This window comes from Paraflavitalea soli, from assembly GCF_003555545.1.
In the GTDB taxonomy this organism is placed as follows: Bacteria; Bacteroidota; Bacteroidia; order Chitinophagales; family Chitinophagaceae; genus Paraflavitalea; species Paraflavitalea soli.
In genome coordinates this window covers 1,878,355-1,893,457 of record NZ_CP032157.1, presented here as the reverse complement: position 1 = coordinate 1,893,457, position 15,103 = coordinate 1,878,355, and the positions used below count along the sequence as shown (strand labels likewise).

General features: G+C 50.4%; 5 protein-coding genes. 4 read left to right on the top strand and 1 reads right to left on the bottom strand.

All coding sequences use genetic code 11. The features are described from left to right. Window positions 1-207: 207 nt before the first annotated feature. The gene (locus D3H65_RS06935; protein ID WP_119049561.1) at window positions 208-588 is read right to left on the bottom strand and encodes a DUF3592 domain-containing protein; all 381 of its coding nucleotides are present in this window, start codon (window positions 586-588) and stop codon (window positions 208-210) included. A 61-nt stretch (window positions 589-649) separates the two neighbouring features. On the opposite strand from D3H65_RS06935, the gene D3H65_RS06930 reads away from it, so the two are divergent. The 4 genes from D3H65_RS06930 (at window position 650) to D3H65_RS06915 (ending at window position 15,090) form a co-directional block, all read left to right on the top strand. Next, window positions 650-1,222 carry a Tgt2/MlaC family protein gene (locus D3H65_RS06930; RefSeq protein ID WP_119049560.1) on the top strand — a complete coding sequence of 191 codons (573 nt, stop codon included), beginning with the start codon at window positions 650-652 and terminating at the stop codon, window positions 1,220-1,222. 184 nt (window positions 1,223-1,406) lie between these two features. Continuing rightward, entirely contained in the window at window positions 1,407-2,477 is a 1,071-nt protein-coding gene (locus D3H65_RS06925) for an SIR2 family protein (RefSeq protein WP_119049559.1), read from the top strand. Window positions 2,478-2,727: 250 nt separating this feature from the next. Next, window positions 2,728-3,801 (top strand): right-handed parallel beta-helix repeat-containing protein, encoded by a 1,074-nt coding sequence (locus tag D3H65_RS06920; RefSeq protein WP_162915459.1) that lies wholly within the window; start codon window positions 2,728-2,730, stop codon window positions 3,799-3,801. A gap of 228 nt (window positions 3,802-4,029) precedes the next feature. Further along, window positions 4,030-15,090, top strand: coding sequence for an MBG domain-containing protein (locus D3H65_RS06915; protein ID WP_119049557.1), 11,061 nt, complete (start codon window positions 4,030-4,032; stop codon window positions 15,088-15,090). The last annotated feature ends 13 nt before the right edge of the window (window positions 15,091-15,103 follow it).

Genomic DNA, 15,103 nt, shown 5'->3' with positions numbered 1-15,103 from the left:
CGTATCCGGTAGACTACCGGATATGTGCAAAGTAAAATAAATAAATGCTGGATGGATATCCATTCAATATTTTTAATGATGATCCTGGTAGGTTTTAACTAAAGTTTGTCTTTCTGCGGGTAACCGTATACGATGTGCTACAAAGCGGCAGCCTCCCGCCTGTTGCGGGACAAGCTCTATGGGGCAAAATATACGCTTGATAAGTGTTTAAAATTCTATTTGTTTCCATTTCAAGGCTCCCCAAATAATGATGAGGGCGAGGCCGATGAGGAGGAAAGCTATGCTGCGACCGGGGCCACTTTCCACTATAAAATCATTGGGATCGTCTGGATTGTAAATGATGCTGACCTTATCCCCTACTTTGACCTTGGTGGGAAAAGAAGAGAAATCGGGCACTTTTGTAATGGATATATTGCCGATGGTCTGAAAGGTGACTACGGGAAAGGCAGATCGTGCATTCTTTCTGCGCTGAAATTCAACGATCGTTCCTTCGGTCCTGATGCCGGTATTGTTCATCTTCCGCCATTTGAACAGAAAGACGAGTGGAATCAGCATGAAGACGGCTCCAAATATGGGGAGGATGATCATTATTTAAGTATTTTTAAGGGAGAGTCCCTAAGTTATTAATAATTATCAATAAGCCCCTATTATGCTTTCTCTTTCCAAGTATTCAGCCAGCTATCTTATTTTCCTGCTCACTGCGTTGGTGGTGAAAGGCCAGTCCAGGCCAGCGGAGGATGCTTCAAAACCAGTCAAGACTGTAGTAACCCTTATCCGCAAGGGCAATGACGGACAAGTATTTAAGCAGGTGGATATGAATAGTGTAAGCCGTTATTTACTGGGGGACTATTACGGTAAGGCCACCAAGGAGCAACTGACTGAATTTAACAGTTTGTTCCAAACGGTGTTTTCGAAGATCGCCTTTCCCCGGATACGGGAAAACTTCAAAGAGTTAAGCTCTATCGCCTATGAGACGCCAAAGGTTGAAGGCACCCGGGCGCAGGTAGGCTCTACCATCTTTATTAAACATCCTTTAAAGATGCAGGAGATGAAGTTGAAATATATTTTAGGGAAGACGACCAACGGCTGGAAACTGACTGATGTGACGATATTGGGTGATTCCATGATGGAGAGCATCCGTGATGACCAGGTGCGGCCCTTGCTGGCAGCGGGTGGAATGGAAAAACTGCTGGGAGAACTGCGGACAAAAAGCAGGAACTAAGCCGGTAACCAATTATACGATCTCCTTAGCTTTCGATACCCAGTCTGGTGCACTATTAATGGTTTGGCGCAGGAGCATATTCAACTGGGCGGCTAAGCTAAACGGTCAGCAAGAAAAGGTGTTTTAGCGGTCGTTTTGCAGGCAATGGCCATTCATCTTTGTTACAACCTACAAACCGTTGATTATGTCAGAAAAAACTGCCATTTTCCTGGGAGCCGGCGCCTCGGCTGCGGAAGGAGCTTCTTCGCAAGGGAGCCTTTTTAAGGACTATTTCGAGATGATCAAAAAGCGCGGAGGGCGGCGTAAAGACCATGAAAAAGAATTGGCGAGATTTTTTGACCAGATGTTTGGCATCAAGGTGAATAAGCGTATGGAGGGAATTGAATTTCCGACCTTTGAAGAGGCGCTTGGCATTCTTGACCTGGCCGACCAGAACAACCAGTCGTTCAGGAATTTCCCTTTATTGAACCTGACATCCAATAGTGGCAGGATCAATTATTTAAGGATCTACCTGGTGTTTCTGATGGCAGATATTCTCCAGGAGAAATTACGTCGCCGCGCCAGGTTGCATAGGGAACTGGTCAATCAATTAGCGCGATTACGGAAGTTGAAAGATATTTTTTTTGTGACTACCAACTATGATATTCTATGTGACAATGCGCTGCTGGATCAGGCAGAACGTGGTAGAGAAAAGATCAATTATGGTTTTGATTTTGTGAATTCCAATCAAGGTTTTCTGGCCAGGCAGGGAGAAGAAAGTATTAAGTTGTTTAAGATCCATGGATCGCTCAACTGGTTATTCTGCCCTACCTGTAACAATCTACGGTTAACTCCTTATCAAAAAGGAGTTTCAGACCTTATTACTGACCCAGATCAGTCAGGGTGTCCTACATGTGGCACTTTTTATGCGCCTATTATAGTTCCACCTACTTTTTATAAGAACCTTTCGAATGTATTTCTGAGCCAGGTTTGGAACAAAACGGAAGCACATCTCCTGGAAGCTGAGCACCTGGTATTTTGTGGTTATTCATTTCCCGATGCGGATATTCATGTAAAATACCTCATTAAACGCATACAGAAAAACCGGAAGCCGGGCAAACCATTCAAAGTGAGTGTGGTTAATAACTATGATGGTAAAAAGGAGCCTGCTATAAAGGAAGAGATGTACCGTTACCGACGATTCCTGGGAGGTTGCGTAAACTATACGAAATATTCTTTTGAAGAATTTGCCTGCAATCCTTCCCTGCTGGTTTAAGGAGAAATATGGCTATTTTGGATAATGATGTACCACTAACTGGTAATTATTGACTTTCGACAAAATATCCCCTAAAAACAGGATATGCGCGCCCCGTTCGTCGGACTATATTGCAGTCTGTAGAAAAGGAGGTGTATGTGATGGAGGAGTCCCTGCTCCTGGCCTATTGGAAGTCCTCTCCTATAAAGTACCATTGGATCAACAACCAATTTTCTAAAGCTATATTATTTAACCTTCACTTTTTTCAATTATGAGAAGAGCAACTACTCTATTGGCATTACTGTGCCTTTTACTGAACAGTCAAGACAGCCTGGCAAAGATCTGGCGGGTGAACAACAACGCTGGTGTGGCCGCCGATTTCACCGACCTGCAGAGCGCGGTTAACGGCGCTGCCCCGGGCGATACCTTGCACATTGAAGGTTCGCCTTATTCTTATGGGGGCGCCACTATTGGCAAAAAACTAACGATACTGGGGCCAGGCTTTTTCCTCGATGAAAATCCCAATAGCCAGGCCCTCCAGCATTCAGGCAAATTGGCTGGTATTGCATTCAATGTGGGATCGGAAGGGTCATTGGTCATGGGGATCGATTTCCAGGGCAATGGCATTAACATATTTTCAGATGATATCCTTATCCGCCGCAATAGGTTCTCTACTCAAAATGGCGTCATTCCCGATTATAGTATTGGCACCATCAACCTGTATTACCGCAGTAACAACAGCAATATTCCCATCAACAATGTGATCATATCTCAGAATTATGGTGTGAAAATAGCGGTGAGTTATGCTTCTACCGGTGTACTGATCACCAATAATTATATTTGTTTTGAAGCCTGGGGGGGCGATGGCACGACCTCTTATTGCCTGGCAGCACATGCAAACGCCATCCTGCTGGTACAGAACAATATCTTCCGGCGTGGTAAAGTAGGCGCCAGCAACAGCAATTTCACGAACAACATTATGGTATTCGGCCAGTTTGAAGGTACGGGCAATCTTTACTCCAATAATATGGCCAGCGCCTCTCAGTTTGGCAATGCCAATGGCAACCAGGAGAATGTGATCATGGCCAATGTGTTTGTGGGTGCAACGACAAACCCAACTGCAGAAGGACAATGGAAATTAAAAGCAGGATCACCGGCTATTGGTGCAGGTTATGGCAGTACGGCGCAGAACCCCATTGACTGTGGCATGTTTAGTGGTCAGAATGCTTACATACTGGCTGGCATGCCGCCTATGCCGGCCATCTACTCCTTCGAAATACAACCGATCGGCAGCAATACGGACCCGATCGACGTAAAGGTGAAAGTGAAGTCGGCGGGGAATTAGGGAGGCAAGCAGCGAGCTATGAGCTACGAGCTGCGAGCGCTTTTAACGCAGACAGCGGGCTTCGACAAGCTTCATTGGTCGAGGGTGAGCCGCCCCTGGAGGGCGACCCACCCTTAAGCAGCCTGACATTTGTTTACTGATCTAAATCGAATGGGGATACCCATTGGGGGTGGTCCCGCCATTCAATTGATAACCCGTAAAACGGGTCCTTTCTGACCAACAATCAATATGCGAACCTTACTACAACAGGCGTATAAATATACGATTGCCATTTTCATCCTGGGATTGTGTGTGTGGACGGAAGTCCAGGCGCAATCGGTGACCAAGGTTGAATATTTTATGGATACGGACCCCGGGCCAGGCAACGGCACCACGGTGCTGGTAACCCCGGGTGTGGATGTAACAGCGAGTTTCCAGGTAAACATCAATGCTTTGACGGCGGGCTTCCACAATCTGTATACACGCGGTTTTATTCCTCCTTACCAGGTGACAGAAAACGGAACGCCGGTAACTAAAGGCGGATGGTCGTTGACGAATGTGCGTTCTTTTTACAAAGAAGACTTTACCACAGCAAACGGTTCCCTGTCGAGTGTTGTGGCCGGTGAGTACTATGTAGATGGGGACCCTGGTTTTGGCAGGGGTACAGGGATTCCCCTGACACCGGGACTGGATCTTTCGAATGTATCTTTTGCTTTTGATATTACCGGCTATGGAGCCGGTTTTCACCGTTTGTATGTACGGTTTAAAAATGCGGATGGTACCTGGAGCCAGACCAATACCCGGATGTTCTATAAAGAGAACCTGGCTGGTCCTTCCGGCACCCTGCCCAATGTAGTGCAGGGAGAATATTATTTTGATACCGATCCCGGTTTTGGCGGTGGTGTGAATATACCTGTAACGCCAGGCATCGACCTGTCAACGATTGCTTTTACGGCTGATATAACCTCGCTTACTGCGGGTTTCCACCGCCTGTATACGCGCTTTAAAGATGCGTATGGTAAATGGACGATTACGAATAACCTCAGCTTCTACAAAGAAGCAGCTGTGACTGGCAATAATACGCCTTCGAATATTGTGAAGCTGGAATACTTTGTAGATACGGACCCTGGATTTGGCCAGGGTACCAATGTACCGGTGACACCGGGCATAGACCTCAATAATATCAACTTTGCGCTCGACATGGCTACTGTGTCTGTGGGCAATCACCAACTCTACCTGCGCGCCATCGATGCGAAGGGCGCCTGGAGCCTGACCAACCTGGGCAGCTTCAAGGTAGAGCCTCCTACTGAACTCATTATTACGATTGGCGATATTACGGGTCCGCTGTGTGCGGGCGGTCCTGTAGCGGTACCGTTTGCGGTGAATGCGCCTTTCGGCAGCAACAATATATTTACAGCACAGTTGTCGGATGCCAATGGCAACTTTGGCAATCCGACCAATATCGGCACCCTGACGGGGCTTAATTCCGATACGATCGATGCCATCATCCCCGCCCAAATAGGCGCGGGCAATGGGTATCGTATCCGGGTAATTGGCAGTTCGCCCAATGATACCAGCGGCGCGAATGGTACGGCGCTGCGCATCATGCGCACGCCGGCCAACTTCAGCATTAATGGTGCTGCGAATAGCTGCGTAGGGGATCAAACGTATACGGTCAATAATCTCAGTGGACCGGAGTATAAATATGTGTGGACGGTGGATGGCGGCGGCACGCTGGATACTACGGCGGGAACAGCGGTAGCCCATTGGACAGCGGGCGGACCTCACGTGTTAAGCCTCACTGTATCGAATACATGCGGCAGTGCATCGGTGAACTTTAATGTATTTTTATTTGGCAGGGCGCCGCAAACGAAGCCGGTGGTCAATACCAGCGGACGTACGCTGAGTACGCCTGCCTATACGCCTGCAGACAGCGCTACGGGCTACCAGTGGTACAAGAATGGCGGAGCCATTAACGGAGCCACGGGCAATACGCTGAATGCGGCGGATGAAGGCAGCTACACGGTGAGCTATACGAATAGTTGCGGTGCGGGACCACAATCGAACCCGGTGGTATTTGTGGGTGAACGACAAAACCAGACGATCACTTTCCCTGCTGTGCCTGATATATTATTTGGCAGCAGCAGTGAAGTGGTGCTGCAGGCAACTACGACTTCGGGTCTTCCTATTACTTATACGGTATTGAGTGGTCCGGGTACTTTGAAACACGATACGCTGGTGATCAATGGTGCGGGCACTATTGTGGTGCGGGCTTTCCAGGCGGGTAATGAGAATTATAATGAAGCCACCACGCAGATCAGTATTATAGTGACACCGATCGCTGCCACGCTGAGCTTCAGCAACCTGGTACAGGTATACAATGGCACGCAGAGAACACCAACTGTTACTACCAATCCGGCAGGATTACCTGTGAGCCTGACCTTCAATGGCGTGCCTGGCGCGCCGGCGAATGCGGGTGTGTATAAGGTAGTGGCTACGATCAGTCATCCCAATTATGCCGGTAAGGACAGCGCGGATCTTACAATCCAAAAGGCAGCACAAACTATTTCGCTGGGAGCTACGCCCGATAAGGCTGTGGGCAGTGCTCCTTTTAAATTAATGGTGAATGCCTCTTCTGGTTTGCCTGTGAGCCTGGCACTGGTGACAAACCCGGCAGGCATTGCTACGCTATCGGGCGACACGGTTACGATCGTGAATGCGGGTACGGTGGTAGTCAAGGTGAACCAGGCGGGTAATAGCAATTGGCTGGCAGCTGCTGAGGTGACGGATACCTTTGTAGTAGTACAAACGCCTGACCTGGCGGTGCAGGGTGTGGCATCTGCTGCTACGACTGTTGGGCCTAATGATGTGATTACGATCAACTGGACGGTGGCTAATGTGGGCACGGGCTCTTCTCCATCTGACTGGACAGAGCGTATCTATATGCAGTCGGCGGCTGGCGGAAACAGGACATTGATACAATCGGTCAATTATACGAATGGGGCCATACTTGCCGGAGGGGGATCGGTGAACCGCAGTGTGGCGGTAACCATTCCTGCTTTGTTTGACATTGGTGCGCAGGGTGTGTTTGTGGTGGAACTGGTACCCGGCGCTACGGTGCAGGAAACTCCCGGGGCTACAGCCAATAATACCGGTGTGCAGGCAACTCCGTGGAGCACCAGCAAATTGCTGAGCCTGGAGCTTTCTTCCAATCAACTGACGGAGGGCGGTCCTGTGGTGACAGGATCTGTGAAAAGAACGGGGGCTATCAACGCAGCATTGACGGTAAACCTGGCGGTATCGAACCCAACGCGGTTTACCTTACCGGCTACGGTGACCGTTCCTGCCGGTCAGGCGGGCACCACGTTTACCGTGGCGGCTCCTGACAATGCGGCGCTGGATGGCAATTTGAATGATAGTATACAAGCGAGTGCTGCGGGCTATGGAGCAGGGAAAGTAACATTACAGGTGCTGGACAATGACCAGGCGAGCCTGACGATCACGAACCTGCCGGCCACTGTGATGGAAGGCAATACGGTGAATTTCCGGGTGAGCACGAACCTGAGCTCTGCAGCTTCGCTATCGGTATTCCTTACTTCAGATAACCAGGCACGGTTCCCGGTACCGGCTTCTGTGACGATACCTGCCGGCGCGCTGTTTGTGGATGTGCCGGTGACGCTGGCGCAGGACAATATACCAGAGATTGCGGTGCCGGTGAATATCAATGCGGGTGCGGCCAATCATACGGCGGCCACCGGTACGATCACGGTGCAGGATGATGACCTGCCCAACCTGGAGCTGGTATTGCTAAGCAATCTTATTTCTGAAGGAGCAGGGGCTTATGCCACAAAGGCTACGTTGCGTCGTACTGCCGGCAGTACGAATGCGGCCTTTAGTGTGAATTTATCGGCCAGTGCACCTAATACACTGGTAATGCCTGCTACGATCTCGCTGGCAGCCAATGAAAATGAAAAGACGTTTAATGTAGGTGTTATCGATAATACGCTGGCGGATGGAGAACGTGTAGTAGTGATCACTGCGGCTGTATTTGTGAACAGCTGTGGTTGCAGCGCGCCTCCTTCAACAGCCGGCTCTGTATCTACGAATATTACTATTAGTGATAATGATGGACAAACGCTGACATTGACAGCTCCGGTACTGACGTTGCCGGAGGGATTGAGTAATGCGGGTACGATCCGAGTGACGCGCAATACGGCTACTACATCCGGCATGCTGGTGAACCTTACCTCTTCGAATACGAATGAGGCTACTGTGCCACCTTCGGTGGTGATCGCTGCCGGTCAGTCTTATGTAGATGTGCCGGTGACGACGATCAATGATAATGTAGCGGATGGTAACCAGCAGGTGTATTTCCATGCTACAGCCAATGGATTTGCTACGGGCTCGGTGTGGGTGATGGTATCGGACCGTAATAAGCCGGACCTGCAAGTGCCGCTGGCAAAACTTACCAATGCAACGGTGCAGGCGATGAGCCTCTTCAATTACCAGTTAACAGTGACAAATACTGGTTTCTCTACGGCTCCGGGCGGCATTAAGGTGCGCGGTTATCTTTCCAAAGATGATGTGTTTGACCTGGCAGATACACTGGTATCGGAAGACATCATTGCTGCTGCTATACCTGCGGGCCAAAGTGCGCAGGTGGTGAATGCGGTGCAGATGCCGAACCTGCCGGGCAACTGGAAGCTGATCTATGAGGTGAACCCGGACCAGGATATGGAAGAGTTGTTGACGACCAACAATACTTCGCAGCCTGTGCAAGTGGTGGTGAGTCCTGATTATACAGCTACGGCTGTGGTGGATGGGGCTTATTTCTTTAAAGGAGTAAATATTCCGGTAACTGGTGTAGCTACCAAGACGAATGGCGCGGTGGCTGGCAATACGAAAGTAGAGGTATATGTGATCACGAACGGTCTGCGGCGTGTGCTGAGCGCAACGACCGATGCAGCGGGACATTATAGCACGCAGTTTGAGCCGCTGGGCAATGAGGCGGGCCACTATATAGTGGGTGCATGCTTCCCTGGCCTTGGTGCTACTGCAGAGCAGGATAATTTTGATATCCTGGGTGTGCTGATCAATAACAATAACCCCGTGCAGTACAAAGTATTTTTGAATGATACGCTGCGTGGCAACCTGCCGGTAAAGAACCTGAGCAATAAGAGCCTGGCCAACTTTACGCTGAAGGCGGTGAGCCTACCCAATGGGGCGGTGATCCGTTATGACACGATCGCGCTGCTGGCGGGCAATGCCAGTGCTGACCTGCATTACACGGTTGTGGGCAAGGCTTTAACAACCGGTAATTATTTCGAGGCCGTCAATTTACAGGCGGTGGCTACAGAAGGCATTGTGCAGGCTGTGAATAGTGTATTCTACTTCTGTCAGGCCCAGCAGGCCTATGTGGTGTCAGATATCACGAAGATCGATGTGACGGTATCGCAAAGCATTGGCGAGCGCCTGGCTACGTTGATGCTGGTGAATAAGGGGGCAGGCAGCACGGGCGCTATCAATATCAACCTGCCGCAGGTGAACTGGCTGAGCAGTGTGACCCCGCTTGCCTTGCCGGCTATTGGCCCGGGCGATACGACCATCGTGGTACTGAAGTTCAAGGCGCTGCCGGAAGTGCCTTTTAACTATCCCATTACGGGCAGTGTGGGCATTGCAGTGCAAAATGGCAACAGCTTTAGTGTGCCTTTCAGCTTTGAGAAAAAAGCGGAATCGAAAGGTGCGGTGAAAGTAACGGTGACGAATCAATTTACATTCTATGCGGCGGATGCTCCGAAGGTGAGCGGCGCTCATGTACAGATCAGGAATTATTTTACAGGTGATGTATATGCAGAAGGCAATACGGATGCTGCTGGAGTGTTTGCCGCGGGCAATATCCCTGAAGGCAAGCACCGTATTGTAGTAGAGAAAGAAAAGCATTTACCTTATAATGGCACGATCACGATCAATCCGGGTGATACGACGGCTACGAGTGTGTTCCTGAATTACCAGGCGATCACGTTCAGCTGGACGGTAGAGCCTACAGCGATCCAGGACCAATATGATGTGACGCTGGTAACGCAGTTTGAGACGAATGTGCCGATGCCGGTGGTGACGATCGATATGCCGAAGGATATGCCGGCCTTATCGGGTACTGAAACGTATGCGTTCAATGTAACGCTGACGAATCATGGTCTTATTGCAGCTGAAAATGTACAACTCAACCTGCCTACGCAGGATGTGGAATATGAATTTGTGACGAATTATGTGGCGGGTACGCTCAATGCCCAGCAGAGCATTCAGATACCGGTGATCATGAAACGGCGCGGGGTGCCCTTGCCTGGCGGCAAAATGGGCACTTCGCTGGCTGCGCTGGGCCTGAGTGCGCGTGGCAGCAGTGGCGGCATGACCTGCTCAGACTATACGTTTGTATTGTATGTGTACAAGTGTGAACTGTCTACGGGACTGTGGCAAAAAGTAGGTACGCTGATCAATTATAAAGGGCGTGTCTGTTCGGGACCTCCCGGAGGCGGTACGGAGCCTTTAGTGGGTGGCGGCAGCCTGCCCTATGGCGGCAATGGTCTATATTTCAATATTCCCTGCCTGTATTGTGAACTGCCGGGCGGTGGTGGTGGCTCAGGGAATACGCCAGCCTATACGGATGAGAAGTCGAGCTGTATGAAGTGTATCCTTGACATGATCGATGCAGCATTTGACTGTGGTGTGCCGGACGGCGGTGTGGGTGGTATCATGACCTGTGTTGCGAAAACGAAACTGGTAAATGGCAGCATCATCGATTATATCCAGTGTTTCACACCTGATCCAACACCGGATTGGATCAAATGCCCGATGAGCATTAAAGAGGCTATTACGAGCTGCATGGGAACGGATGTTGGCGGTCGCATGATGAATAAGTCGAGTGCACGCAGTGCTGCGGATCAACTGAATGCGGTGTTCCTGCAGATACGGGATGACATTGATTTTGTGATGCATGCTTATGACCTGCGTGAGAAATGGTCTGAGCTGTATTTGGGAGATATTCTTCATAATGATGCGTGGCGGGACCTGAAGCCATTGATCGGTACTTATTTATCTAATGTGGATTCTATCCGCCCGGACAAACAGGCTACGGTGCTGGCAGCGATGACGGGCTATGATATTTCACCGGCCTTGTTACAAGCGTTCTTTGCGCGGTGGAATACTTCGGTGTATGCGCGCAGTCAGGGTATCCTGACGCCCAATGCACAGTATCCTGATATCATCAACTGGATGAAGGTGAAGAGTTATTCAGATTCGCTGGTGGATGCGCACAATACTTCTATCGACAGGGGATATGAGTCGATCGATGACATGTATAGAAAAGTACGTGCGGACCTGGACCGGATACTGGAAGAGCAAAGCAAGACAACTGTATGTGCTTCGGTGAAAGTACAGTTCAGTCAAACGCTGACGATGACCAGGGAAGCGTTTGAAGGCACGCTGGAGATCTTTAACGGTCACCCGACGGATGCAATGGATTCGCTGAGTGTGACGTTGCAGATCACTGATGAGAACGGTGTACCAAGTAACGGGCTGTTTGAGATACAAACGAAGAGTCTGACCAACCTGCCGAATGTGACGGGTACAGGTATCATCGCGTCGCAACAAAAGGGCAGTGTGAAATTCCTCTTCATACCAGAGCCGGGTGCGGCGCCAACGGTGCCGAAGGTGTACAACTTCAGCGGTACGGTGCGGTATTGGGACCCTTATGCGAAGGGGATGGTGGATATGCCGCTTTCGAAGGTGCCATTGACGGTGAACCCAAGCCCCAACCTGATGCTGCATTACTTTATGCAACGGAATATATTGGGTGATGATCCGCTGACGGATCCTGCTATTGAACCATCAGTGCCTGCTGAGCTGGCTGTGATGGTAGAGAACCAGGGTTATGGACCTGCGGTAAACATGATGATCTCTTCGGCGCAACCCAAGATCATCGAAAACGAGAAGGGCCTGGCCATTAATTTCAACCTGATCGGTTCGAACCTGCAGGGGCAGCCCAAGAACCTGGGTGTAACGGATATCAATTTTGGCACGGTGCCGGCGCTCTCTACAAAGATTGGCCAGTGGTACTTTACGAGCTCTTTGCTGGGCAAGTTTGTAAGCTATGAAGCGAATGTGGTACATGCGAACAGTTTTGGTAATCCAGACCTGAGCCTGGTGAAAGGTATCAAACTGCATGAGCTGACACGAAGTGTGAAAGTGTATGGCAGCCTGGATGATGGTATTACGGACTTCCTTGTCAACGATCTCTTTGATGTGGATGATGTACCGGATATGCTGTACTTCTCGCAAGGCAATAAGACGGCCAAGGTAAGTCCGGCGGCTTCGGGCAGTTTCAATGGGCCTGTATCAGGTCCCGGCTTTACGAATGTACTTACGGTAATGCCTTCTGTGGCGGGCTGGAATTATATCAAGCTGGATGATCCGGGCAATAAATTATATGAACTGGAAAGTGTAACGCGCAGTGATGGGCAGGTGATACCGCTCAACAATGCCTGGCTGACCTTTGTGACGTTACCCGTGAGCAGGGCCCCGGTGTATGAGAATAAATTCCATTTTGTAGATACTTTCTCTACACAGTCTGCGGTGACCTACACGCTGGTATGGAAACCCAAGAGCCTGGAGGTACCGGCGATTGTAAGCATCAATGGTGCGCCAGCACAGGTATCGGCCACACAAGTGAAAGAGCTGACGGTGGTATTCAATAAGGCGATCGATGGGGCCAGCTTTACGAAGGAAGACCTGACGCTGACCTTCCAGGGCGGACCGAATATCATCGACAATAGTGTGGTGATCACGAAGATGGATTCTGTTACTTATAAAGTAAACCTGGCTGGTGTGACAACAGGCAATGGCTTCTATAGCTTTACGGCGCAGGCAGCTGAGATCAGTGATCTCTATGGCATCAAGGGAGAAACAGGCAAACAAGTAACCTGGACACAGTTCCTGAATGTGCCGACGGTGGAAGCCTTCCTGGCGATACCGGCCAGCCGTACTGCGGCAGCTTTCGATACACTGAACGTACTCTTTAATCTGCCGATGGATGTAGCTACGGTGACGCCGGCGCGCTTCACCATCACTAAGAATGGTGTGCTGCAAAGCGGCAGCCTGGTGATCGATAGTGTGCGGGCAGATCATAAGCTGTTCTACTTATCGGGTCTCGGTACTATACTGACCACAGCAGGTAATTATGTACTGACGGTAGACCTGCCGAATATACAATCGGCCAGTCATGTAGCAGGTGTGGCCACTGAGTCGATCACGCTGACGGTAGATAATGCCGGTCCTACGCTGGTGAAACTGGAAAAACTGGCTACAGGTGGGCTGGATGCACAGCATATACCATTTGTTACGATTGAGTTTGATGAGAACGTAGCGGGTTTCAATACGGCAGCGGTGAGCCTGACCTGGAATGGTGCCGTACAGCCGCTCAATATTTCACAGTTGTCGAATACAGACCTGCAACACTGGACAGCCGGCAACTTCGGCATGCTGACGTATCCGGATGGTAATTATACTTTCAGCATCAATATGGCGCTGGTGAAAGATGCGCTGGGCAATTTTGGAACGGGCACACAAACGGTGAACTGGACGGTGGATCGGTCGGCACTGATCACGATCAGCAACCTACGGGTAACGCCTGATGCGGGCTTCTCCAATACGGATGGCATTACATCGGGTGATACCCTGCGGGTACTCTTTGACCTGAGTGCGGATGCTTCGCAGGTGACGATCGAGCAAACGGATCTTGGCGGCGCTGTTGTACTGAGCAGGGAAGCGAATGTAGCAGCTGGCAATGTGAGTGTGCCGGTCAGTTTGCAAAATGGTGGTAATACGGGTATTCGTGTAACAGCTACAGGAGCAAACGGCGGTATCGATACAGCGATGGTGCAATTGTATGTAGACCCTGTACCGCTCACTGCGCAATGGCAGTTTACAAGTGGCGCTGTATTGACGCGGCAGGTGGATACGCTTCCGCTGAAATTTGCCACTAAACTGTTAAGTCCCGCGGGACTGGATACGGCCATGCGCCTGACAAGGAATGGCGCCGGGTTATCCACTGCAGGATTGATCATTACAGCTTTGAATGATACGGTATACAATGTATCTGGTATTCGCACAACGGGTCTTGAGCCGGGTATTTATCAATTAACTTTTAATGCAAGACCCTTTAGCAAATACAGCAGCGGACAGTATGGTAATGGCCCGGTGATGGTATCGTGGACGGTATTGTCTACCAACCGGGCGCCTGTGGCGAAAGCGGGTGATGATATCAACGTCACTGCACCGGCTACGGTACTGCTGAACGGATCAACCTCTACTGATCCTGATGGGGATGTACTGACCTACCAATGGATAGCGCCGGAAGGCATTACACTGAGCGATTCAACCCTTGCCAACCCGAGCTTTGGGGTGAGTGCGGCAGACCAGGGTAAGACGTTTGACCTGCTGCTGATCGTGAGTGATGGGCACCTGTTCACTACGGATGTGGTGAAGGTGATCGTGGGCAGTGCACCGGCCGGCCTGATCGTATCGGCCAAGGCCTTCCTGCAAGGGCCGTATGTAGCGGCACAGGGGCTGATGGTGGATAGCTTACGTGCGAAAACACTGGTACCGCTTACTGATCCCTACCCTGTTCTTGGATTTACGGGTGTAGGTACACCGGCTGCCAGCATTCCGCTTGCGCGCCTGGCGATCACGGGGAATACAGCGCTGGTAGACTGGATATGGCTGGAGCTGCGCAACCCTGCTGATCCTACGCAGGTAGTAGCAGCCAGATCGGCGCTGCTGTTGCGCGATGGCAGTATTGTGGACCTCGATGGCAGTTCGCCTGTATACTTTAATAATATGCCGAATGGTAATTATTATATCGCGATCCGCCACCGCAATCACCTGGGTGTAATGACGGCCGCGCCTCTAGCGCTCAATACTACCACGGCTACCGGGATCGACTTTAGTGCTCCGGCTACGGCCACCTGGGGTACGGATGCGCGCAACAACCTGGGGGGTGTAATGGTGCTGTGGGCCGGTGATGCGAATGGCGATGGTACGGTGAGCTATAATGGCACCAACAATGATAAGAATGCGGTGCTGGCTCAGGTAGGTATGGGCACGAGCAACAATGTACTGACGCTGTATCACCGTACGGATGTGAATATGGATGGATCGGTGAAGTACAATGGGGCTGTGAATGACAAGAATATCATACTTGGTGTGGTAGGCTTGCCTACGCCCAACCGGACGATCTTACAACAATTACCCAACTGATCAATAACACACG